This window comes from Nonlabens xiamenensis (assembly GCF_003865345.1).
In the GTDB taxonomy this organism is placed as follows: domain Bacteria; phylum Bacteroidota; class Bacteroidia; order Flavobacteriales; family Flavobacteriaceae; genus Nonlabens; species Nonlabens xiamenensis.
This window is the reverse complement of sequence record NZ_RMVE01000005.1, coordinates 133,668-157,826: the sequence shown is the minus strand read 5'-3', so window position 1 is coordinate 157,826 and position 24,159 is coordinate 133,668. Positions and strand designations below refer to the sequence as shown.

Below are 24,159 nucleotides of genomic sequence, written 5' to 3'. Positions count from 1 at the left end.
TTTTTCCACCCTCCTGTGAAAGGGACACTTCATGCCCAGTACATGGTCTAGGACGACCTGGAAATCGTTCATGCGGGTCATGTCGCTTTCGCGAAAGCGATATTATGCTGACTCATCATTTCCACCATACAATCAACTCATCCTGCGTTATAAGATCGTTTAGATTTGGGCTTTATTTAGCTGGGCTGGAGGAATGGATTGTCTAAGTTTGTAACATGAAGCCATTGAGCCATCAACCTAGTTTTACGACAGCCTTACCCCAGGATGCGGAGGAAAAAAACTTTATACGTCAGGTCCAGGGAGCAGCTTATTCTCTCGCCCAACCGCTGAAATTTCCCAACTCCGCTATAATTCATGTGTCGGATCTGGCCTACGAACTGGGATTCAAAGAGGAGGACATCAATGATTCCACCTTTGAAGCAGTATTTACCGGTCAGGAATTGGTCAAAGGTAGCACTCCTTATGCTATGGGTTATGCAGGACATCAATTTGGTCATTGGGCAGGGCAGTTAGGAGATGGCCGGGCCATTAATTTGTTTGAAAGCATAATCAACGGCCAGCGCTGGGCTTTTCAACTTAAAGGCGCCGGACCTACACCCTATTCCAGACGCGGCGATGGGCTAGCAGTCTTGAGATCCAGTATACGCGAACATCTGTGCAGTGAAGCCATGCATCATTTAGGCATCCCCACTACCCGATCGCTATCATTAGCACTTTCTGGCGAACAAGTTTTAAGGGATGTGATGTACGATGGGAATGCCGCGTATGAACCTGGAGCTATTGTATGTCGGGTGGCGCCTAGTTTTATACGTTTCGGGCATTTTGAATGGTTTGCTGCTCAAGGTGACCATGAATTGCTTAAAAAGCTCACCGATTACACCATAAGTACATTCTACCCAGACATTACTGGTAGCGGAAAAGAGGCCTATCTGGAGTTCTTTCAAGAGGTCACTGATCGTACATTAAAAATGATCATGCACTGGCAACGGGTAGGTTTTGTACATGGCGTGATGAATACGGACAACATGTCCATTTTAGGATTGACCATAGACTACGGCCCTTTTGGGTTTTTGGACCCCTATGATCACAGCTGGACACCTAATACGACTGACAATCAACACAAGCGTTATCGTTACGGCGCACAGCCAGAAATTGGATTATGGAACTTGCTCCAGCTCGCCAATGCCTTGTTTCCTCTAATTGAGGACAGCAAAGCTTTACAAGGTATATTGAACAGTTACAAAACCAGGTATCAGCAACAATACCTCAGCGGAATGGCAGAAAAGCTGGGCTGGCAAAAAGCAAATGCATCAGATATAGAGCTTATTCAAAGGCTGGAGAATTTGTTACACGAACATGAAACCGACATGACGCTCTTTTACCGGGAATTGAGCAAAGTAGAAATTGACCATTCCCCTGAGGACGCCTTTAAAGTAATTTCGATGTCTTTTTACGAGTTGGCCCAGATGACAAAAAAGATTAAAAATCAGTGGTTGAGTTGGTTGGAAGACTACGGAAAGAGAACCAAGCATGATAATGATAAAAGTAGCTTGACGTCTGTTGCTTTCGCGAAAGCGAGAACACAGCAAATGAATGCCACCAATCCTAAATACATACTGCGCAACTATATAGCCCAAATGGTCATTGATGCGGCTGAACAAGGAGACTATAGCGTATTAAGAGAAGTATATGACATGCTGAAGAGACCTTACGAAGAGCAACCTCAATATGATCAATGGTATGCCAAAAGGCCAGATTGGGCCAAGGATAAAGTAGGCTGTAGTAGATTGAGTTGTAGTAGTTAAAATTAAAACGGTCAAGACATATGAAAATTGTTATCGAAGGTAAACAAGTTCACATTTATATAGCCTTACTATATCTAAATACATCAAGTGATATTATTTACTAAATCATCATCGATTTAACTATAGTTCTATCGGTGCTTTACATTCGTTTTGAGAAAGATGGTCATAAAAAGGAGATATAGAGGGTGAATGACTCAATGAAGCACCAATAAAAAAACCCTCCACGGTGGGAGGGTTTATTCTTGGTGGTTGGCAAAGTAAGTAATTATTGGCAACCTAAGTTACCAGCTGTATCACTGTGTTTATAATAATTGGATACATCAGTACCGTTTTCAACAGGTAAAATACTCTGTACAGAAACGTTCACAAATCCATCGTTTAGACTCCCAGTGGATAACTCCCCTAGGTTAGCTATACCTTGTGTAAGTGTGACACGAGTATCCAATTGATCTTCTGGTATAATTCTGATGTATTGCTCATAGTTATTTCCATCACTGATGCGTACAGTCACCCTCAATGCTGGGTTATTACCTGAACCAGAACTAAGAGCTCCTCTAAGCACTCTTAATTCGTGATCTTCGGAATTAACTTGTCCAGCTGAACAACTACCATCCTGTGGTCCTAGAACGATCGGTGATAAGTCTGCTCGTATATAAGTGCTTTGTGGAGTTTGGTCTTCATCTCCAATAAAAGGATCGTTTTTCTGAAAATCAGGACCAACATCTGGAAACTCTGCGCTTTCTTCGGTCGAACAAGCAAAGAATAACCCAATACTTACTATTAGAATTAATGGTTTCAACATTTTTTTCATGATATAAAATTTTAATTATCCTACTCATTCGCTTTTCAGATACCGCGGTAATTGTGAATTACAACCCAAAACTATGGATCTGGGTTGATCAATTCAGGGCCGATTCATATCAAGCCTTGTTCACTTCATATTTCTGAATCTTGAATTCAAATTACCAATTCAGCCAGGTCTGTTTCTTTCTTGGCAGCTGAATACTTGAACTTTTAAAGCTCCTTTTATTTTGGGAAAACCCATAAAAAAACCGCTCGGTAATGGAAGGAGCGGTTTTTAAATTTAGGTAATATATTTAAGGTTGGGCGCTACTTAACCCAGGTCCAGATGGATTTCCAGGGGAGTATAGAGGTTGTAGAAAATCTTCAATATCAAAGCTGATGTAGGGAAACCTATACGTCTCACTGGATTTTGGCCTTGAAAGTACAAATGGGTCACCATCGGCTAAATTTTGATTTCCAATACTTGTGCTTTGAGACCATTTTATACAATCTTGTAGTCCATTTTGAAGCTCGACAGGGGGATCATAAACAGCCAAACCTTGATGAGACAGCTGATCTACCAAAGGGTGTCCAACAGTCAAGATATCACCATTTGAATAATCCACGGGTATATAGATTTCTGTGTGATAACTCTCTACGCTCGATTTAAACGCATAAGTGTCACTACTGGGAAAATTAATGATATCACTAGGTCTATCAAAAGGTTCTAAAGGATCTTCCGGTGGCCAAAGCCTAGCGTCTGGGTTGGTGCAAAGACTAAAATCCATTTGACCAAACTGAACAATATGATAGTAGTTCTGTAAAAAATCAGTATTGCTGAAGAGCTGATTCATTGAACAAGTACGCGTCAATGGATCAAGCTGACTCAATATATATTGCCTATCGGCAAAAGACAACCGCATGATCTCTCCTACTACAAATGAATTACGATGTAAAATAGCCTGATGCTCATCTATTTCATAAGAAATAGGTGATAATGTTTTAGCAGAAATGTCAACGTTGACATCATTAGTTGGAGATTCTGCAAGATAATCTTCGGTTGTACATTGTAGAAAAAGCAAACAAATTGTAATTGAAAAAAATAATTTCATAAGGTAGGTTTTTAGTAAAGATAGGAGGTATTCTTATGCTCCCTTGAGCTAATTCAAATAACTTGGAGCTGGTTGCAAATTCCATGGATCTCAATTCATTTTATTTAGTATAGATTGAAATACTTGTTCTTTTCTCGCTCCCGATACCGGAATCTCTGTGCCATTTTTTAAAATAAGTGAACCAGCGTTGACCAGTTTACCGACGTAATGAACATTGACCAAATAGGATTGTTGGCATCGCACAAAATACGCCTCAGGCAAAAGCTCCACCGCAAACTTTAGTGGTTTAGAAATCATGATACTTGTTTCATCTTCAAGGTAAAAAGTGGTATAATTTCCCTCGCTACTACAATACATAATCTTATTTATCTCCAGTATATGAGTACCTTCTAGCGTCTTAAGGACAATGTTTTGCTTTTTTCTTTTGGCATAAAAATTTTGTGCCACCCCTAAGATTTTCTGAATATCTTGACGCTTGCCCCTGGCATTAATAATCGCCTGATCCATGGCATTTTGCAATTCCTCAGGATCAATAGGCTTCAGAATGTAATCAAGAGCTCCCAACCTGATGGCCTCAATCGCGTGCTGATCATACCCAGTCACAAAAATCAATTCAAACATTGTATTAGGGAGAGCGTTCAGTAGATCAAAGGCGCTACCGTCTCCCAATTCAATATCCAACAACACAATATCAGGATTTACCTCAATTATAAGTTGCTTACCTGTTTCAACACTTTCGGCCTGACCGGCAACCTCCACTACTCCGGGAAACAAACTTTGCACTTGGTGTATTAAAGTATCCCGAATATATTTTTCATCATCAATACTTACAAGTTTTAAGGACATATGTTTAGGTGATTGGAATTTTAAGTTCTACGATAACGCCAGTCCCGCAATCTGGGTCTTTATTTATGATTTTTACCTCCTGACCTGTTCTTTTTTTTAAAAAATCTGAAATCAATTGAATTGAAGTGGATTTAAAGCCTTTTTTACTATGGGTTCTCAATCCACTTCCATCATCGGTTATTATACAAGTGATAAATCGTTCTGGCTGGTTGTGATCCATTTTCACCGCAATCTGTACATGACCTACATGACTTATCTGACCGAATCCATGTTCCAATGCATTCTCCACAAAAGGCTGAATGAGCATAGGAGGTATTGATACCATCTCAGTTTCAATTCTTTCGTCGACAAATAAGCTGTATTTAAATCGATGGGGGAATCTTAATTGTTGTAGATTGAGATAATCTTTAATCACACTCAACTCATCTGATAATAAAACCTCATTGTTCATAGAGTTTTGTAAGACCCTTCTCAATAGACGAGAAAAGCGAAGTACATACTTAGAGGCTTGCCCACTATTTGTTTCAATCAAATGATGTAGGCTACTTAATGTATTAAAAATAAAATGAGGGTTCATCTGCGTTCTTAGCAATCGTTGTTGATTGAGTAACACATCCACTTGGTGTTCTTTTCTCTGCCTGTAATTGTTAAAAAAGATACCAACAATTAATAGAATCAAAATTCCTCCTAAAAGGAAAAATCTGTTCCGCTGTTCCAATCTGTTAACTATGACTTCTTGCTTTTCAATGAAGAGCTTTTGTGTTTTTTCCTTTTCCAAACTTAGAGCATCCAACTCTTTTTTGTATCGATCTTCATAAAATTGTTGTTGATCCTTAGATAACTTGTCTAGTAATTGTTCAGTACGTTCATTCCCCCAATCTTCTGCTTTGGCCAATCTCAATTCGTATTTGAACACGCTCTTTCTTAGGGGATAAGGAATAAGGCTTTGGTCCAAAGAATAAAACGAATCCAAGTGACGAGTAGCGGCAGTGTAATCTTTAAGTTCGATATACGCCTCGGCAGAATTGGCATGATACAATCCCTTAAATTCTGCGCGGTCGGCTCGTCCTTTAGACAATTCAAAACTTGTACGGTAATGATTGATAGCCATATTGTAATTGCCTATATAAAAAGCATACATGCCCAAATCATTGATTAATTGAGTCTTTTGAAAATCATCCAATCTCTCATTAGAATATAATAAACTATCTAAAATACGATAAGATTTTTCTGGATTCCCTAGCTTTTGATAAAGCATGGCCCGATTTCTCATGGCATAAATTAGAATTCCTTCATTTTCAAAATGTTTGCTCAAAACTTGAAGAGAATCATTGAATTTCAATGACTCCTGGAAGTTACCCATTTGATTATATAAAGCAATTTTGCTATATAAAGACCATTTGCGTTGGTCCAAAGTATCATTTAAATTCTTTGCCTCAAAAGACAGGACGAGCGATAGAGCATCTCCATATTGACCTTTATTAAGGTAAATACCAAACAGGTCGCTGAACTGTTTGGTACAATTTGAAGGGGCGATTGATTCACACCTATTAAAATTTCTCAGCATCCACTTTATACTGTCTTTCTTTGCTGAAAGGGCAATGGATGTATCTGTCGTAGAAGACTCCATGTCAGCTTTCGTTTGGCCGACATCTGATGAGTTCACATCATGCTCACTGCAATTCTGCAAAAAGAGCATAAGTATGCCCAATAAATAGATGTTGGTTGGATGATTCATAGGAATTTTGCTGACCCTTGCAATTAAAACATGATTCTGTTAAAAATCAAACTTTAATTAAATTTATTCCTTGATGTGAAACAAATATTAGGAATTATTCCATAATTTTGGAACATTTCCAAAAACACATTTGATTCATTGGAGCTACAGGAGGAATATTATTGCGTGGTAGATATTGAAACCACAGGGAACAAGTTGAGCGGTAACCGTATTACTGAAATATGCGTGGTGCGAATGCTGGGCGATCAAATTGAAGAAAAATTCACCAGCCTTATCGATCCTGAAGTTCTGATCCCAGACTTTATCACCCGACTAACGGGTATTGATAATGAGATGGTTGCGAGCGCACCGCTTTTTTCTGAAGTGGCTGACGAGATCGAACGCATGACCCGAGATTGTATTTTTGTGGCCCATAATGTCAACTTTGACTATAATATTCTGCGCAATGAATTCAAAAGATTGAACAGGGACTTTAGGCGTAAAAAGCTCTGTACGGTAAGGCTTTCGCGAAAGCTAATACCCGGAATGCCTTCGTATAGCCTGGGGAGGTTGTGCAATGGCTTAGGGATTGGTTTGGAAAATCGCCACCGCGCCGAAGGAGATACAGACGCTACCGTCATCTTATTTCAAAAACTTCTAGGTCTGGATGCTGATGGAAAAACTTTTGCCCAATTCCTTAAGGGGACGAATAAAGAAGGAACCTTTCCTCCCCATTTGGATCGCAGACAATTTAACGATCTACCGGATGCACCGGGTGTTTATCTTTTTAAAAATAAAAGCCATAAGGTTATTTATGTAGGTAAGGCAATCAATTTGAGAAAAAGAGTGTTGTCCCATTTTTACTCCAAATCAAGTAAAGCCTATCTCATGTGCCAGGAAATTTATCATATCGAGCATATTCCTACCGGAAGCGAACTCGTAGCTTTATTACAAGAGGCTGATCTGATCAGGCATTATTATCCTAAATTCAACGCCGCTCAAAAAAAGCCCAGAAGAGCCTACCAAATTCTGCATTACAAAAACCAGCGCGGACTCATACAATTTGCTGTTGGTTTGGTCAAATCTTATGATTGTACCATGGTCACCCACTTTGATCGGGCGCATGCAGTAGAGCAATTGGAGCAACTATGCCTGGATTTTCAACTCTGCCCCAGGTATTGTAGTTTTAAAACGCCCGCTGATTGCACTGGCCACTACAAAATCAAAAGTTGTAAAGGGGTCTGCCGGGAGGAAGAACTGGTGTCTCTTTACAATATAAGAGCACAACAGGCCATTGCTTCACTCCAGAATCAAAATCCCAATTACGTGATACAGCAGCCGGGTCGATCCGAGGACGAACTTTGTTTTGTACTCATAAAGGCTGGTGAGTACCAAGGTTATGGATTTGTAGATTCAGCTGAGGGTCTTGAAGGCCTTGAGGATTTTGAAACCCATTTGGATCGCAAACAAGCTACCTATCATACCAACCAGATCATTAGATCCTATCTCAACAAATATGGTACTGGGCAAGTGATCGATACGATTCCCGAAACAATCGCTTGAATTAGAGCGTTGAATGAGAATGAGTAAAAACAAAAATAGACCTTGTCCAACATTGAATTTAGTATTCATGCTGACAAGGTCTTCAAATAGATAAATGCAATTCAGCTATCTATGTTCCTTAATTTCCTTTTGGTAGGTTTGGGCCAATTCAGTTTTTTCTTTTTCAGTCAGGGCTTTCCCGGCCAATTGAAATACTTCTTGTTCTTCTTCGTCCAGGTGGTGTTCTACCTTTTCGGCCAGCTGTTTCATATAGGTCAACCATGCGCTGCTGTCCATATCGGTTTCCTCTAGCTTTTCTACCAGTTCGTCCATTTCATGATGTTCAGCAATACTATGTCTGGCTTTTTCCTGAGTAAGATCAGCATCAATTAATGGAATATAAAAATGCCGCTCTTCTGCATCGGCATGTATCGCGAGTTCATGTTTAAGTTTTTCAAACATATTTTTCCGCAAATCAGTTTTACCAGAGGTATTGACCAATTTATCAATTAAGTCTCTTTGGATTTCGTGGTCTTCTCTTAAGGCTTCAAAAATATTCATGTTCATTTGGTTTTTATAAATTGAGGTCTCCCGATTCTCCGATATTGGTAGGATTACCACTAACTGCGGTGTAACTGAGTTTAGCTAAAGTTACCAGGGCATTGGTTTTCGTATCCCAGTAATGTCCGTCTTCAGGTTTGAATTCCAACACCGTGATGGTTGGATCATCCTTTCCATCAAACCAGTTATTGTCTAAGTTTCCGTAATACTTATCAATCAAACCTGCATCAGTTGAGATTTGGGTGCGACCATAAACGCTCAGAAATTGCTTAGAGGATACATCAGCGAAAATAAGTTGAGTGGCAGAACTTTTTTCCAAGTTTTGATTATGCTCACTGGTAGATTTACTGATAAAAAAGACACGCCCATCATCTTTGATTTCTTTTGGGCTCATAGGAATTGCAGGAACAGGCTCTTGCCCGAGTCCTGTGAGCATCATAGCCGTATTAATGTCTCTGGCCAATTCCAGGTATTGCTCTAAAGCCTCTGATTCTGTAAGATCTTTCTTGCTCATTTTTTTATTTTAAAAATACTTGAGCATCTGAGAGAATTCTCCTAATAAAAGACCAATTAACCGGAATTTAGGATATGACAGAGAACAGGAGATTAAGTTTTTTGTTGAGATTGTAGGGAGTGCTCATCTTTTTTTTCGATATCGGTGATGTCTCTCTGCTGGACATCCTTGCCTTTTTCTACAACGATCAATTCTTCCTTGAATTTCACCGCTTTTGAACTGGGTTTGATGCCATTGCCATAGCGGTCCACGTAGGTCTTGATAAACTCGGCGCCAAAGAATAAAATCAGACAAGAATAAGATACCCATAATAGCAATAACACCACAAGGCCTGCCGCACCATAAGCACTGGCAGGTGATGAATTGGTAAAATAAAATTCCAGTAAAAATTTACCGGTTTCAAATAGGGTTGCCGTCAGAATAGCCCCTGGCCAGATAAGCTTCCATTTGACCAAGGCATCTGGTAAATACCTAAACATTAAACCAAAGAGCAGGCTTATAATGCCTAAGGAAAGTACAAAGTTGATAAACAGAGCTATTCTTCCCAGGTATTCAGCAAAGTTTTCTGTGATATAATCCTGAAGTATACCGATCAATGCAGATAGTAGAAAACTGATAAGGATTAGAAAACCAAGCACCAGAATAAAACCAAAACTTTTGGCTCTATCAGTCAGTATTTTCCACCAAGGAGTTTTGGGATTGATCTTGAGCTTCCAGATTTGGTTGAGTGCTAATTGGAGTTGGTAAAAAACACCGGTCGCACCAAATAGTAAAGTAGCGATACCAATAATGTTAGCGATCCAGCCATCTTCATCGCTACGGGCGGCTTTCATGATGTTGTTGATATCCTCGGCAGCATCATAACCGATCAAGGAAGCCAACTCTGATGTAAGTCTACCGGTAGCTATTTCCGTATCCCAGACCGCACCTACTACGCTAATGATAATGACCAAAAGTCCTGGCAGCGCAAGTATGGCATAGTAAGCCACACTAGCACTGAGCTGCCAGACATCGTCTTGGTTCCATTGCTTGGCACTTTTCCACAACAAGGAAGGAAGGTGGCTCCACTTGAATTTTTGTACGTTGGCTTTCATTCCTCACAAAATAAAGACAGCCCAACCCAAATACTTCAAGATTAGATTTAGTTTAACTTAATCACAATATTGTGAGCTAGCTGATAGACCATAAAAACAGAACCTATGATCATTCATTTCGTATACTTTTCACATCCTAATGATGTATAAACTTGATCAGATGGATTGAATAACAAATTGTATGGTTTGCCCCTGAGTGGTCTGACTCAATTGATCAATCGCTTTGTCAGTCAGTTGTAAAACTCTGGGATAACCACCAGTCGTCTGGGCATCCCGCATCAGAATGATCAATTGCCCATCTGGTGTAAGTTGGACCGTTCCTGGAAGTACCGGACCACTGGGTATGGCCTCTAGCTCATTGTGTAGTTTTTCTTGAAGTTGAAAAGCCATTCTGTTCCAGGACCTACCGAGCTTAAATCCCTGACCCAATAATTTGATCTGCAGTTTACGATCCAAGAGCTGAAACTCTGGTCCGGCGTAACAAGTCAAACTTTGACCTTGATGGGGTTCACGGTATTGGGTAGTTGGATGAATTTCATGAGGAGTATTGCCTCTGTACTGGAGCGATTGACCATCCGTTAGTTGGGCGTCATCGGTGATTCCTAGATAGAATGATCTACTCCCCAGCACTTCAGCCGTTTGAAAACCGCCAGCGATAGCCAAATAAATAAAATTGCCGTTCTTCAAATTATCTATCTCCAACAAGTCAGCTTCCGAGATCTGGATGGGCTGAAGCGTATCAATCACCTGCTTATTCAATCGAACCACAGTCTTAGCTCCCACTACCGAGATCCAGGTCGGATGCGAAAAAAGAAAGCGACCACCTTTGAGCGTCATTTCCAGTACAGCATCTCCTTCCCTATTCCCCAACAAGGCATTGGCTTGTCTCATAGCCTGTTGATCCATCGCACCAGCATGGGGAACTCCACCATATCTGTAGTTTTCGCGCCCCAAATCCTGTATACTGGAATAGAACCCAGCTTCCAATACTTTCATCTCACTTTTCATCCGCCTGTTTTATAAAGCTATTCGGGTCAACCCTTTGCTGTTTTAATTGTGAGTAAGTTGATGCAGACACAGGCTTAAAAATCAATTGATCTCCTGTCGACAATACCATGGGAGATGAATCGTCGGGTTCAAAGAGTTTGACCGGGCAACGTCCTAAAGCATACCAACCCGCCGGACTTTCATTGGGGTAGATACCACAGTAGTTGTTGGCAATAGCAACGGTTCCTGGTGCTATAGATCGTTCGGGTGTTCGCTTTCGCGAAAGCGACAACTTGGGGTCTAATCCTGACAAATAAGGGAAGCCTGGCAAAAACCCTAAAAATTCTACCCGGTAAAACCTTTGGCAGTGTGCTTTTATCAATTCCTCGGCTGACCACTTTGTATGCGACAAAACGGTTTGAAAATCTGGATGCTCAATATCGTACCACACTGGGAATTCCCAAGTTCGCGGATTCAACGATAAGGGTGATGACATCTGGAGATAAATCTGCTGCAACTGCCCGATCATTTGGTTGAGGCAAATTTCTACAGGCCAATAGAACAACAGGGAAACCGCCCCATGATTGATGATAGGTTTGAGATCCACTTGCCTGACTACTTCTTGTTCCATCATCAATCTCCAGGGAAGAATATCACCAGATCCAAGACTCCATTGCATCAATATAGAGCAATTGCTATACCGGTGATATGTGGCTTCAGGCTTTGTCAAGATAAATATCTCTTTTTTGTAACTCCTCCATGATATAGGGTAACTGGTTGACTGTTTCTAAATGATCGCCGTGTAAACATATTGTATCTACCTCAAGATCTATTTTGTTCCCTGAATGTAATTGAACTTGTTGATCAATCACCATAGAGCTAATTTGGTTAATAACTGCTTGAGCATCACTTAAAACAGCGCCATTCTCACCTCTGGAAACCAGCGATCTAGCACCTTGATAAGCTCTGTCGGCAAAACCTTCCTTAAAATAGGCAATTCCCTCATTCAAACATAATTGTTCCAACAGGGATCCGGGTGGTAAATAGAGCGGTATATCATGAAATTGATCCTTCATCAGGCGTACCAACCAATTGGCATAATGAGTTTGATTTGCCGTAGCATGGTAAAGTGCTCCGTGCATTTTAATGTGGTGAAAATCCATTTCCAGCACATTGACTTCTTGTAAAAAAAGATGGATTTGTTGTGTGACGCTTTCGCGAAAGCGGGATTCTGATATCTCTAGCATACGCCTACCAAAATGCGCTCGATCCTCAAAAGAAGGATGGACCCCAACTTTTACGGAATGTTGCTTAGCTAGTTTCAAACATCTATGGATACTGGTTGTATCACCAGCATGACCGCCGCAAGCGATATTACACGAGCTGATGTAAGGCATTATCTGGGACTCATTTTCCAGGCCTTCCCCTAAATCGCAGTTGATGTCAATATTCCATCTCATCCTTGAAACACCTTGATCAATGTTTTAATACCCAAAGCCAACGCTATACCAACAGTAACAATAGCCGCTAGGTTAAGCCAAATATTGTTTCTATATCGTCCGAGTAGTTTGAGATTGACCAACCAAACCAAGATCAGTGCAATAATGGGCAAAAGAAGACCATTGGCAACCTGGGCAAGTTGTATAACTTTGATAGGCTTCCAACCCAGACTTGAAAACACCACACCAAGTACCAGGATAATTATCCAGACGGCTTTAAACCTAAAATCTTTGAGGCCTCCATTCCAACCTGCAAAACCTTTTACTACATAAGCCGCAGCCAAGGGGGCAGTGATCGCACTAGTAATGCCAGCGGCCAAAATGCCAATCGAGAACACATAAGTGGCCCAAGTTCCATAAACAGGTTCCAACGCACTGGCCAGGTCTACCGCATTTTCTAAACTGCTTCCCTGTAAGGCGCTAGCGGCAACGATCACAGCCATGGACACAAGTCCGCCGAGAACCACACTGATAATCGTATCCATGCGCACCGCCCTAAGATCAGAGGTGTTGTTCCACTTTTCTTTTACCAAAGCAGCATGTAGAAATAAATTATAGGGAACCACAGTCGTTCCTACCAAGGCCACAACAGTAACGAAATTAGCGGACTGAATTTTTGGGATCAATAAACCTTGGATCAATGGACCTAATTCTGGACCAATCGCAATAGCAGTGGCGATAAAAGAAACTCCCATCAATACTACCAGTCCCATCAGTACACGTTCTAGGATTTTATAACTGCCAGTCCACAGTAGAATAAAAGCCATCAAACCTACCAACGTAGGAAAACACCATTGCTTACCAAATATAGCTTCTAATCCCAAACTACCACCACTGATATTACCGGCTTCATAGGCCGCATTTCCCACAGCAATAGCGAGTAGTACCAATCCCATCAGTATAAAACGTAAAAATTTAGAAGGCACCGAACTATTCATAAGTTCTGGTAGCCCTTTTTGTGTTACCAATCCTAGTCTGGCTGCCATTTCCTGTAATATGATGGTAGCGATGATAGAAAGCAGCATCGCCCATAACAGACTGTAGCCGAATTGAGCCCCAGCAAGCGTACAGACAGTGATGGTTCCAGGACCAACAAACGCGGCAGTTACCAGTGTGGCTGGTCCAATATTTTTAAATATTTTCCTGAGCATTCTTTGCATTTTGCAAGGCATATATCGCAAAACTGCCTAGCCAGTGTCCACCCGCATAATCATCGGCTACCAGATTGGGTAGCGTATGTGAAAGATGAAGATCTGCCTGGTCCATCAGTGATGAATATTTCGGATATTGCGCAGCAAGACCGTACAAAACCCAGGCACGACTGAGGTTCAGTCCATCTAGATGCACTAGCTTTCCGTCTGTTCGATCGGCGATTTTTCCGATCTCTATATCAAGCCGACCATCCTGAATACCTGGTAAAAATTTAACCAACCAGTTATGGAACTCGCTCTCAGGCAACAGGCGACGCATCAAATCAACTTCTTCAAGACAGGGAGACAAAAAATCATAACCACTGGGCTCCCAGGAAATCGGGCAATCCTGATCTTCTCTATAAAACTCCAGTGCTTTTTGTTTTAAGACAGCTTGAAAATCATTCAGTTGCTTGTGTTGGGCATAATCCCAAGCAAACACCATCCCAAAAGCGGTATTGGAATGTTCTCCCACGCGAATGGCATATTGCAATTTAGGTAGGTATTCACTATATCGTTGAATAATTAGATCGGTGAGCGGTTGTAGATTTCCCGACCATTGATGGGCTTGTGGATCATCCCAGGTATCCAGTTCCTGTTGTAATTTTAACAACCAGGCCCAACCATAGGTACGCTCAAAAGTGGTGTTTTGCTTCGTATGGAAATAAGCTATCTCTACTTCAATATTTTCTGGGGTCAAATGTTTATCGATGATAGATCTAAGCGCTGCTCTTGATTCTAATTCTGGAAAAGATTTTAGCAGGCTTACCGCACTCCAATAGCCGTGTACAGCGCTGTGCCAATCAAAACAACCATAAAAAACAGGGTGTTGCTCGCTAGGTCGCTTTTGGTCTGTCGGTGAAGCCGTCACGTGTCCCATTTTGTTGGGGTATTCAGTTTCCAGACAATGCAAAGGCAATGCAGCTAGCTTGTTGCCTTGCTCCAGCGTCAAAACCGGAGTGGGAATTGAATCTGTGGGTTGGCCCTGATGAATTTGTAATTCTTTGGACTGGTGCTCTTGTCCGCAACTTACCAGTAAGATCAAAAACAGGAGATATAAAATTTTCTTCATGGATTGTTGTTGAAAAACCTAAAGGTAAGCTTTGTCTCTCAAATCAATTTTCATGAAGCATCCGGGCAAGTAATTGTTGAGAACAGCTATAATAATTTAAAGGCAGCAATTGTTGTCAACTCAAGCTAAGCCTAAATTTCAGAACGCGTTATAAATAGTCATCAATAATGACAGTGATTATTTGACTCAACCTTCGATATTAGCTCGTGGAACTTCCAATAAAACCACCCCATTTTCGGATGAAGTCTTTATATATCCATTTTCTACAGCCAGTTCTTGATGGGTGTAAGCGTTATAAAGCGTTTTAGCGTTTGGAAATACCTTACGCACATCAATACTAATCATTCCTTCAGGTAATCCGGCACCAATGATCACATCGTCCCGCACACCATCCTTCTCATAGAATCTTGCGGCAATGGTACCTTCTCCGTCGTGATTCAGGGCAAAATGATCTCCTGCGCCTACCGCTGGATGTGCTTTTCTGAATTGCCCTAGTTTCTGCCAGTGTGACAATAGTTGAGTATTCTGTACTGGCCATTCCATTACCGATCTCAACGTGGCGTCTCCTACTGCATTAGGGACCACAAGCGATCTTCCTGTCTCATCTCCATAGTAGATTTGCGCCATTCCTGGTGAAAGCAAGAGTTTAGTAGCCGATTCATAGGTCTTTTCACGATTGGGGTCAAAGGGTTGACCGTCGTCGTGCGAACTAATATAGTTCATGAAGTAGATTTGCTGATCTTCTGAAGCAGCTTGTAGGCTATCTCGGTACTTGTCGTAGGTGGCAAAAAGTTGTTCGTAAGGCATCGTTGCCTCCCGCTTAAAGCCAAAGTTAATCATGGCGTCATAACCGTAATCAAAGTAATCTACTGGCCCGTCTGAAAAACCAAATTCGCGTCCATTGGCAACTTCATAGTTGTACAATTCTCCCACAATAAAAAACTCATCGTTGTGATAAACCTTGTTCGGATTGTTATCTCTCCACTCTTGGTAAGCCAATCTTGCTTGTTCGTTCAAGGTCGCCCAGACTTCTTCTTCCACATGCTTGACCGTATCCACTCGGAATCCATCCACGCCAGTTTCACGGGCGTAATCAGTGATCCATTTGATGATGTAATTGACTGGTGTACGTGCCAATCCGCTTTGTTCAAAAAATGCATCCAATTCGCTCAATTCCTTCTCGTACCTCCCCTCTTTCTTCCATTTTGCCGCTAAAGACGGTGGTAAATCAACAGGTTCAGAACTTTCCGTTCGTATATCCGGTAGATTATTTGTCAGTGTGCAGGTAACTGCTGTTGATTGATCTTGATACGTGCAAACTGGTCCAGTACGCACCCATTCCTCAGGCCATTGCGGGTCTTGATCCGTAACTGGACCGGTATGGTTCAGCACTACATCCATCAACACTCGGATTCCCTGGGCATGGGCTTTATCTACCATTTCTTGATATTCTTCAATGGTTCCATAGCTGGGTTCTGTAGTCGTCCAATCCTTGGCCCAATACCCGTGAAAACCATAAGAATAGCCAGTTCCTTCATCTACACCGCCATGGATCTGCTCCCAAATTGGTGTAATCCAAATTGCATTGACACCAAGTTTTTCAAAATATCCTTCATCGAGTTTTTGGCTGATCCCAGCAAAGTCCCCACCTTGAAAACCTCTCAAAGTTCCCGTAGGCAGATCTCTTTTAATCAATTGGTCATTAGTAGGGTCGCCATTAAAAAACCTGTCGGTTAACAAAAAATATAAGTTGGCTGATCCCCAATCAAAGGTATCTGCATTGGCTTGATTAGAAGCTTGTTCCCCAGAAATATCATTGGCATTTTTTTCTTGTTCTTTACAAGCCAAAGTCAAGGTACAAGCCATTAGTAGCACAAATAATCTTTTCATAATACACGCTTAGATAGCCCTAAAAATAAGTGTTACAAAAAAACAGTCAACACAAACCACAATGAAAACAAATACAACGTTGTAGTAAAACCTGTCCAAGAGTGGTAATTTTGTACCCTCGTAAACGACCATATGCTCATGGAGAAATATTTCCAAATTTTTAAAGATTCTTTTGTCGGCTATGCCCGGTATCTGTGGAATGAACTGATCGATCCTTCATGGACCAACTATTTTTATTGGTTAATAGGCTTGAGTTTCCTGGTATTTCTATTAGAGATTGTCTTGCCCTGGCGCAAACAACAAAGGGTCATCCGAAAAGACTTCTGGCTGGATCTGTTTTACCTGTTTTTTAATTTTTTTCTGTTTTCATTGGTAGGTTATAATGCCTTGTCAGATGTGGTAGTAGAATTATTTAATGATGGACTGGCTAGTATAGGAATTGAAAATATTGTTGCCGTACAAGTGGATCAATGGCCCATATGGCTTCAATTGTTAACTATGTTTGTTATCGCCGACTTTATTCAATGGAATATCCACCGATTGCTACATCGCGTGTCTTGGTTATGGGAATTCCATAAGGTGCACCACAGCGTTAAGGAAATGGGCTTTGCTGCGCAGTTTCGATTTCATTTTATGGAAACCTTGATCTATAAAAGTTTGCAGTATCTTCCCTTGGCCATGATCGGCTTTGGTATTCAGCAGTTTATTGTAGTACATATGATCGCCGTGCTGATTGGACATTTAAACCATGCCAACCTCAACTGGGACTACGGGCCCTTAAAGTACGTGTTCAACAATCCTAAAATGCATTTGTGGCATCACGCCAGAAAACTACCTCAAGGTCAGAAATATGGAGTAAATTACGGATTGTCCTTGAGCCTTTGGGATTACCTCTTTGGAACAGCTCACCTACCCTATCACGATCCAGACTTGGAATTAGGATTTCCCGGTGACGAAGACTACCCAGAAAGTTTTGGCCATCAGTTGTTAGAGCCGTTTAAAAGCAAAAGCTCAGAATAACAGTTAGGCAAGGACTTTAAATGCCGTAATGTTTTTTCAGCATCTTCTCGTACTGCTTCTCGGGAAGGATTTTCTTAAGAACGATTGAGAATTTCTGTAAAAAACTACCCACTTTATAATGAATTCCAGGATTTTTCTCCTGAAGAATTTGATGGATTTTTTGAGCTACCTCAATGGGATCATTCCCATCGTCTACATGCTCATCGATCAATTGTAAAGTATGTGCGTAGCCTTTTTCATAATCACTTCCCTCTACGATAGGCGCATGGAATCGGCCTGCTGCAATATTAGTGGCAAAATCACCCGGAGCAACATTACTAAAATGAATCCCCAAATGGGCGCATTCCATCCGGTAGGCTTCCGTGGCAATCTCTAGTGCGCCTTTACTAGCACTGTAAATACCGCGATAGGGTAAACCCATATAACCTGCGATACTGGTAATGTTGATTATGCGTCCAGCTGCTTGAGAACGCATATGTGGCAGGACAGCCTGTAATACCCTGAGCGGTCCGTAAAAGTTAGTGTCCATGGCTTTCATCACCTCGCTGATGGGTGTTTCCTCCATAGGTCCCGTGATCCCAACGCCGGCATTGTTGATTAAAATATCAATTTGCGACTCTGCCGAAATCAATTCGTTCACCGCGCGGGCGATGGAAGTTTCATTCTGAACGTCCATCTCTAATAAAGGAAAAGGACTGTCAGGATAACGCGAGGGGGTCCTGCTGGTACCATAAACGACATAAGATTTTTCCTGTAAATACATTGCAATAGATTTACCAATACCAGAAGAACCACCGGTAACCAGAACTACCTTTTTCATAAATAACTAAATATCAGATACTTAAATTTGAGTAAAGGGCATAAAAAAAGGCAAGCTACCTACATCACACCGCTACGACCGCTTACCTTTGCTGCGTTCCCGCCCTGGAGGAGTTCAGCAGGAGCTGGTTGTGTAGGACTTGCCCGGTGCAAATATAGTGTCTTGTTTAAGTTCTCCAAAGGTTTTTGGCGAGCATTTTTATAACTATCTTTCGGCTTTGAAAAACAAGCTTTATGAATTGGAGATATAGCCTTTCATTGGTTCTTGCAGCCCTCTCATTGTCAGCCTGTAAAACCGAAATTGATCGGTTCAAGGATAATTATGCATTGGAAATCAATAACCCAAAGTCCAGCTGGTCAGATACGGATTCCGTAGAATTATCTTTGACCGATGAGTCATCCATGGGTGTGGATAGCGTGGTTTGGACACAAAATGCGGCTCGAATTGATGGAGCGAGTGGGGTGTCGCTTTCGCGAAAGCTAACGAATCAACCGCTGGGAAAACTGACTTTTAAAGCCAAAGTCTATAAAGACGGAATGAGCACTACTGTATCAGCTTCCATCAAAAGGCTTTCCAACATCAAGCCAAAAATCTACAACTACCGGATTATTAATACGTATCCACATCCTACTGAAAGTTATACACAGGGATTGGAATTCCACGAGGACAAACTCTACGAGAGCACTGGACAATTCAAAGAATCTGATGTGCGAATTACCGATGTAGAAACCGGAGAAACCTTGAAGAAAGTGGAGCTACCACTCAGCCAGTTTGCCGAAGGACTTACCATCTTGGACAACAAAGTTTATCAACTTACCTGGAAAAGCCGAATGGCTTATATCTATGATTTGGAACTGAATCCGATAGGCGATTTTGCTTATAATGAAAGTAAGGAAGGTTGGGGACTGACCAACGATGGGCAGTATCTATATAAAAGTGATGGAACTTCCAAAATATGGAAAATTGACCCAGTGACCTTTAGAGAATTGGGATATATTGAAGTGGTGGACAACCAACAGATTTATAAAAAGATCAACGAATTGGAATGGATCGACGGTAAGATCTATGCCAATGTTTATCAGGAAAACCTGATTTTTATTATTGACCCATCCTCTGGTGCGGTAGAAGCTGCCATTAATCTCAATTCTTTGGTCAAACAAGTTCCTGAATTCAGCGGCGATGACAATGTGTTGAACGGTATAGCCTACGATAAGATGAACAACAGACTTTTTGTGACGGGTAAGCGCTGGTCAAAAATGTTTGAAATCGAAATCTTACGCTGATGTTGGATCCCTCTTCTCCCATATTTGAACAGACCAGAATGGTGGAACCTGGCGAAATAGATGACATGAATCATGTCAACAATGTGGTATATGTAAAGTGGGCTAATGATATTGCAGAACAACACTGGCTGCAGCGAGCGCCAAAACACCTAAGGGAAACATGTGACTGGGTCATGCTCAAACATTGCATTGAATACAAGAAATCTGCTGTTTTGGGAGACAAGATTCTAGTTCAAACCCAGGTAGGTAGGGCAACAAACGTGCGTTATGAGCGTTTTGTAGTCATCAAACAGGCAGATACCGGTGTGGTATTGGCCCAGACCACGGCCGATTGGTGTGCGGTGGATAAAAAGGGAAAGCCAATGGGAATCTCCCGCGAATTGAGAAATATATTTGAAATTGCATGAAACAAATTTTGCTATGTCTCTGTGGTCTGACGGTGTTGGTTTTGATATCCTCCTGCCGGAACGACTTCGAATTTACTGAGAGCTCTGGAAATCTGGAATTTTCTCAGGATACGGTATATTTAGATACGGTGTTTTCCAGTATAGGCAGTAGCACGCGTACTTTTAAAGTTTATAATCGCAGCAACGAAGATATCATTATTCCCAGGGTAGCATTAGCTCAGGGCGCCAATTCAAGATACCGACTAGCTGTAGATGGTGTACCCGGGCAGATATTTGAAAACGTCGAATTGCTCGCCAAAGATTCCATGTATGTGTTTGTTGAAACCACCGTGGACATCACCGATTTTACCAATGACAATCAGTTTTTATATGAAGATCGTATTGAATTTGATTCGGGTGCCAACCTGCAACAGGTAGAATTGGTGACCCTGATCCAGGATGCTATTTTCCTTTTTCCTGAAAGAGATGCGCAGGGAGTCACTGAATGTATTCTACTGGGTACCACAGAAGATGGTGAGGAAATTTGCCTTTCAGGATTTTTCCTAGATAATAATGAGCTCAATTTTACCAATGAAAAGCCATATGTTATTTACGGTTTTGCCGCAGTAAGCCCCAATCAAACACTAACAATTGATCCAGGAGCTAGACTTTATTTTCACAACCGCAGTGGTATTATTGTGGCCAATGAAGGAAGTTTAAAAATTAATGGATCACTTTCTATGACTGAATCAATGGAGAATCAGGTCATATTAGAAGGAGATCGTCTAGAGCCAGAATATGCAGATGTGGCTGGGCAATGGTTTGGCATCTGGCTGACTGCCGGAAGCCGTGACCATGAGCTGGACAACGTGACCATTAAAAATGCCAGCGTGGGTATTTTAATGGATAGCTCCAATCCTGCTTCTAATGGCGCAACCCTTCAAATCAGGAATAGCCAAATCCTCAACAGTGCCAACTCGGCCATCATTGCCTCTACTGCTGATATCTCTGCCTCTAACTCCATCTTTCACAATGCTGGACAATCTACGATTGTGGCAAGATTGGGAGGAAGTTATTTGTTTAACAACTGTACCATTACCAACTATTGGAGTTCCAGTTTGCGCCAGGATCCGACTTTATTTCTTTCCAACACGATTCCCAACACCGACCTGACTGAGCCATTAAGCCAAGCCTTGTTCAGGAACTGTATTATATATGGCAATCGAAATCTAGAGCTTGGACTGCTAGAAGCCTCTGGTACAGCATTCAATTATAAACTGGAGAACACCTTATTGAGATTTAACGATTTTAGCAACGATTTTGAAGGTAATCCGCTTTACGATTTTTCAAATACTAGTTTGTTTGATAACACAGTGTTGAATACTGATCCAGCATTTGAAGATCCCAGGTCCTTTTTACTGCGTATAGATAATTCGAGTGGAGCAAACGGTCTGGCCGATCCAGTTACGGCCACTGCCACGGATATAGAAGGTACGATGCGAGGCAACACTCCAGACGCTGGCGCCTTTGAAAGTACTGATCTTGAGAATTAAAACACAGCGTTATTTTCTTCTACTAGATGATTCAAATAACTGAATTGATCTGCAGTACAATAAGCAAGGACTAAGGGCAAATTTGATTTACAATTTAATGGTATAATTAGCCCTCAAAGCTGTTTTTATTCAAGTCAATCCATCTACAATGGCGGCTGGTCGCCAAAGGTTGATGTTAACGCCGGCCCGCTAATGGATATATAACAAAAACAGGCGATGGATCAACTCCACCGCCTGTCTAGACTTCTAAAAATAGTAAGCTTATTTGATCATCTCATAACTGCGGTTCACAAAAGCAGTGAGCTTTTCACCTTTCAATAATCCCTGAGACAATTTAGCTAGATCTACCGCCTGATGGATCAAGGCTTTTTGTTTCTCTGCATCTTTTTCATTGAAAATTTGCTGTACCAATTCGTGATTTCCATTCACCACCAGGTTATACATATCTGGCATCTGCCCCATCATCATTCCGCCACCGCCAGTCGCTTGCATTTCTTTCATACGTCTCATGAATTCAGGCTGTGTGATAATGAAAGGTGCGGCATCAGAGCTCATAGGTTCTACTTGCACCGTATAGTTGCTGTCCTCTAGCGTTTCGGTTACGGTTTTCTGCAGTTCTTCCTTTTCTTCATCAGTCAACTTAGACAATTGCTCCTCATCCTTTTTGATCAGATTATCTACATGATCAGCATCCACTCGTACAAAGCTGATTTTCTCCTTACTGGTTTCTAATTTTTGCATCAAATGTGACACGATTGGAGAATCTAGTAGTAATACTTCGTATCCCTTTTTCTGAGCCGCATCAATATAGGCGTGTTGAGCATCTTTATTAGACGCATACAAAATGACCGTTTTATCATCTTTATCTGTTTGGGCTGGCTTGATCTTTTCAATCAGTTCGTCCCACAACAAATAATCACCACTCACTGTCGGATACAAAGCAAATTTATCTGCCTTTTCAAAAAACTTTTCTTCGCTAAGCATACCGTATTCGATGACGATCTTGATATCATCCCACTTATTGGCAAAAGCTTCACGGTCCTCATTGAATAAACTCTTCAACTTATCGGCTACCTTACGGGTGATATAACTGGAAATCTTTTTTACCGCTCCATCGGCTTGCAAGTACGATCTTGATACATTCAGCGGAATATCTGGCGAATCAATCACACCGCGCAACATGGTTAGGAATTCAGGGACGATACCTTCTACATTGTCGGTAACAAATACTTGGTTCTGGTACAATTGGATACGGTCCTTTTGTACATTGAGGTCTTGGGTCATCTTTGGGAAATATAAAATTCCGGTCAGATTGAATGGATAATCCACATTCAAGTGGATGTGGAACAAAGGCTCCTCAAATTGCATAGGGTATAGTTCCCTATAGAATTTTTTATAATCTTCGTCTTCCAGGTCGGCCGGTTGTTTGGTCCAAGCCGGATCTGGATTATTGATGATGTTATCTACCTCTTGAGTAGGTGCTGGATCCTCCTCTTTGGCATCTTCTGGTTTCTCTAAGGTTTCAGTTTTGGTACCAAACTTAATGGGCACCGGCATGAACTTGTTGTACTTGGTCAAGAGTTCGCGTACACGGGACTCTTCCAAAAATTCAGTTTCATCCTCTGCGATATGCAAGATAATTTCAGTTCCAAACTGCTCTTTATCCGCTGGCTCGATGGTATAATTAGGTGAGCCGTCACAAGTCCAGTGTACGGCAGGTTCATCCTTATACGACTTGGTGATGATCTCTACCTTGTCTGCTACCATAAAGGCAGAATAGAACCCGAGTCCAAAGTGACCTATAATTCCGCTGTCCTTGGCCGTGTCCTTGTACTTTTCCAAAAATTCCTCGGCACCAGAAAAGGCTACCTCGTTGATATACTTCTGTACTTCCTCTTCAGTCATCCCAATTCCCTGGTCGATGATGCTCAGGGTTTTGGCGTCCTTATCGATCTTGATCTCGATCTGCTGATCACCCAACTCGACACTGGCCTCACCAATACGGGCGAGGTGTTTTAGCTTCAGCGTGGCATCCGTTGCATTAGATACCAATTCCCTCAAAAATATTTCGTGGTCGCTGTATAAAAACTTTTTGATGAGCGGGAAGATATTTTCTACCGCTACATTAATGGTTCCTTGTTGTGACATATGTTATATAAGTTTTATTTAATGTTGATCGGGTACGCTGTCGCGAAAGCGATACCGTCTGCACCGATCTACTCAAGCCTTATACCAATCCAATACATCTGACAAGCTGACAGCGTCCTGAGACGAGCCATACCGTTCCTGCCTTGAAAGATACCGTTCACGTATTGGGTGTTTGGCCAACTCAACTACTGATGCATATTTGCAGTGTTCATTGAAACAAAGGGGAAAGAAGATTTAGGGGAAGGAGCCGTGTCGAGAAATCGTGCGGCTTTTCCTTTTTTTGAGTATCTCCTTATCTATTTCAGAGGCTTACTGATTCTGCCTTTTCCGAAACTCA

21 protein-coding genes and 1 other RNA gene are annotated in these 24,159 nt (G+C 41.5%); 6 read left to right on the top strand and 16 right to left on the bottom strand.

The features are described 5' to 3' along the window. The first annotated feature begins 215 nt into the window (after window positions 1-215). Window positions 216-1,805, top strand: a complete 1,590-nt coding sequence (locus tag EGM47_RS13455; protein ID WP_124981352.1) for a protein adenylyltransferase SelO — start codon at window positions 216-218, stop codon at window positions 1,803-1,805. A 265-nt stretch (window positions 1,806-2,070) separates the two neighbouring features. Here EGM47_RS13455 and EGM47_RS13450 read toward each other — a convergent pair whose 3' ends face one another. From EGM47_RS13450 to EGM47_RS13435, 4 genes are all read right to left on the bottom strand, one after another. Next, window positions 2,071-2,616, bottom strand: a complete 546-nt coding sequence (locus EGM47_RS13450; protein WP_124981351.1) for a hypothetical protein — start codon at window positions 2,614-2,616, stop codon at window positions 2,071-2,073. Window positions 2,617-2,902: 286 nt separating this feature from the next. Beyond that, a complete protein-coding gene (locus tag EGM47_RS13445; protein ID WP_124981350.1) occupies window positions 2,903-3,700 on the bottom strand; it encodes a hypothetical protein in 798 nt (265 codons plus the stop codon). Window positions 3,701-3,790: 90 nt separating this feature from the next. Next, entirely contained in the window at window positions 3,791-4,546 is a 756-nt protein-coding gene (locus EGM47_RS13440; RefSeq protein ID WP_124981349.1) for a LytR/AlgR family response regulator transcription factor, read from the bottom strand. Window positions 4,547-4,550: 4 nt separating this feature from the next. After that, on the bottom strand, window positions 4,551-6,284 hold the full coding sequence (locus EGM47_RS13435; protein ID WP_124981348.1) for a tetratricopeptide repeat-containing sensor histidine kinase: 1,734 nt from the start codon (window positions 6,282-6,284) through the stop codon (window positions 4,551-4,553). A 138-nt stretch (window positions 6,285-6,422) separates the two neighbouring features. On the opposite strand from EGM47_RS13435, the gene EGM47_RS13430 reads away from it, so the two are divergent. Further along, window positions 6,423-7,826: an exonuclease domain-containing protein gene (locus EGM47_RS13430; protein WP_240642469.1), complete on the top strand. Its 1,404-nt coding sequence runs from the start codon at window positions 6,423-6,425 to the stop codon at window positions 7,824-7,826. 105 nt (window positions 7,827-7,931) lie between these two features. Here the strand turns inward: EGM47_RS13430 and EGM47_RS13425 are convergent, their stop codons facing one another. The 9 genes from EGM47_RS13425 to EGM47_RS13385 all read right to left on the bottom strand — a co-directional run bounded on the left by EGM47_RS13425 (window position 7,932) and on the right by EGM47_RS13385 (window position 16,612). Next, window positions 7,932-8,366, bottom strand: a complete 435-nt coding sequence (locus EGM47_RS13425; protein WP_124981347.1) for a hemerythrin domain-containing protein — start codon at window positions 8,364-8,366, stop codon at window positions 7,932-7,934. 13 nt (window positions 8,367-8,379) lie between these two features. After that, window positions 8,380-8,880 (bottom strand): pyridoxamine 5'-phosphate oxidase family protein, encoded by a 501-nt coding sequence (locus tag EGM47_RS13420; protein ID WP_124981346.1) that lies wholly within the window; start codon window positions 8,878-8,880, stop codon window positions 8,380-8,382. A 92-nt stretch (window positions 8,881-8,972) separates the two neighbouring features. After that, window positions 8,973-9,974, bottom strand: a complete 1,002-nt coding sequence (locus EGM47_RS13415) for a YihY/virulence factor BrkB family protein (protein WP_124981345.1) — start codon at window positions 9,972-9,974, stop codon at window positions 8,973-8,975. A gap of 156 nt (window positions 9,975-10,130) precedes the next feature. Beyond that, complete coding sequence (locus EGM47_RS13410) at window positions 10,131-10,982, bottom strand: 5-oxoprolinase subunit C family protein (RefSeq protein WP_124981344.1); 852 nt, start codon at window positions 10,980-10,982, stop codon at window positions 10,131-10,133. After that, window positions 10,972-11,640, bottom strand: coding sequence for a 5-oxoprolinase subunit B family protein (locus tag EGM47_RS13405; protein WP_124981343.1), 669 nt, complete (start codon window positions 11,638-11,640; stop codon window positions 10,972-10,974). The genes EGM47_RS13410 and EGM47_RS13405 overlap by 11 nt, the downstream gene beginning before the upstream one ends. Window positions 11,641-11,677: 37 nt before the next feature. Beyond that, window positions 11,678-12,421, bottom strand: a complete 744-nt coding sequence (locus tag EGM47_RS13400) for a LamB/YcsF family protein (RefSeq protein WP_124981342.1) — start codon at window positions 12,419-12,421, stop codon at window positions 11,678-11,680. Further along, window positions 12,418-13,611 carry an Nramp family divalent metal transporter gene (locus tag EGM47_RS13395; RefSeq protein WP_124981341.1) on the bottom strand — a complete coding sequence of 398 codons (1,194 nt, stop codon included), beginning with the start codon at window positions 13,609-13,611 and terminating at the stop codon, window positions 12,418-12,420. Before EGM47_RS13395 ends, EGM47_RS13400 begins: the two co-directional genes overlap by 4 nt. Further along, on the bottom strand, window positions 13,592-14,722 hold the full coding sequence (locus tag EGM47_RS13390; RefSeq protein ID WP_124981340.1) for a DUF2891 domain-containing protein: 1,131 nt from the start codon (window positions 14,720-14,722) through the stop codon (window positions 13,592-13,594). The genes EGM47_RS13395 and EGM47_RS13390 overlap by 20 nt, the downstream gene beginning before the upstream one ends. Before the next feature lie 186 nt (window positions 14,723-14,908). Then, the gene (locus tag EGM47_RS13385) at window positions 14,909-16,612 is read right to left on the bottom strand and encodes an alpha-amylase family glycosyl hydrolase (RefSeq protein ID WP_124981339.1); all 1,704 of its coding nucleotides are present in this window, start codon (window positions 16,610-16,612) and stop codon (window positions 14,909-14,911) included. 138 nt (window positions 16,613-16,750) lie between these two features. Between EGM47_RS13385 and EGM47_RS13380 the strand changes: the two genes are divergently transcribed. Then, the gene (locus EGM47_RS13380; protein WP_124981338.1) at window positions 16,751-17,632 is read left to right on the top strand and encodes a sterol desaturase family protein; all 882 of its coding nucleotides are present in this window, start codon (window positions 16,751-16,753) and stop codon (window positions 17,630-17,632) included. Window positions 17,633-17,648: 16 nt separating this feature from the next. On the opposite strand, the gene EGM47_RS13375 is transcribed toward EGM47_RS13380, so the two are convergent. Next, on the bottom strand, window positions 17,649-18,452 hold the full coding sequence (locus EGM47_RS13375) for an SDR family oxidoreductase (protein ID WP_124981337.1): 804 nt from the start codon (window positions 18,450-18,452) through the stop codon (window positions 17,649-17,651). A 45-nt stretch (window positions 18,453-18,497) separates the two neighbouring features. Beyond that, window positions 18,498-18,597: signal recognition particle sRNA small type (gene ffs / locus EGM47_RS13370), an RNA gene on the bottom strand. Window positions 18,598-18,685: 88 nt separating this feature from the next. On the opposite strand from ffs, the gene EGM47_RS13365 reads away from it, so the two are divergent. The 3 genes from EGM47_RS13365 to EGM47_RS13355 are packed head-to-tail and all read left to right on the top strand — an operon-like array spanning window position 18,686 to window position 21,674. Then, window positions 18,686-19,735: a glutaminyl-peptide cyclotransferase gene (locus EGM47_RS13365; protein ID WP_124981336.1), complete on the top strand. Its 1,050-nt coding sequence runs from the start codon at window positions 18,686-18,688 to the stop codon at window positions 19,733-19,735. Continuing rightward, a complete protein-coding gene (locus EGM47_RS13360) occupies window positions 19,735-20,142 on the top strand; it encodes an acyl-CoA thioesterase (protein WP_124981335.1) in 408 nt (135 codons plus the stop codon). The genes EGM47_RS13365 and EGM47_RS13360 overlap by 1 nt, the downstream gene beginning before the upstream one ends. Continuing rightward, on the top strand, window positions 20,139-21,674 hold the full coding sequence (locus tag EGM47_RS13355; RefSeq protein ID WP_124981334.1) for a right-handed parallel beta-helix repeat-containing protein: 1,536 nt from the start codon (window positions 20,139-20,141) through the stop codon (window positions 21,672-21,674). The genes EGM47_RS13360 and EGM47_RS13355 overlap by 4 nt, the downstream gene beginning before the upstream one ends. A gap of 261 nt (window positions 21,675-21,935) precedes the next feature. Here EGM47_RS13355 and htpG read toward each other — a convergent pair whose 3' ends face one another. Beyond that, window positions 21,936-23,822 carry a molecular chaperone HtpG gene (htpG, locus tag EGM47_RS13350; protein WP_124981333.1) on the bottom strand — a complete coding sequence of 629 codons (1,887 nt, stop codon included), beginning with the start codon at window positions 23,820-23,822 and terminating at the stop codon, window positions 21,936-21,938. Window positions 23,823-24,159 lie beyond the last annotated feature (337 nt).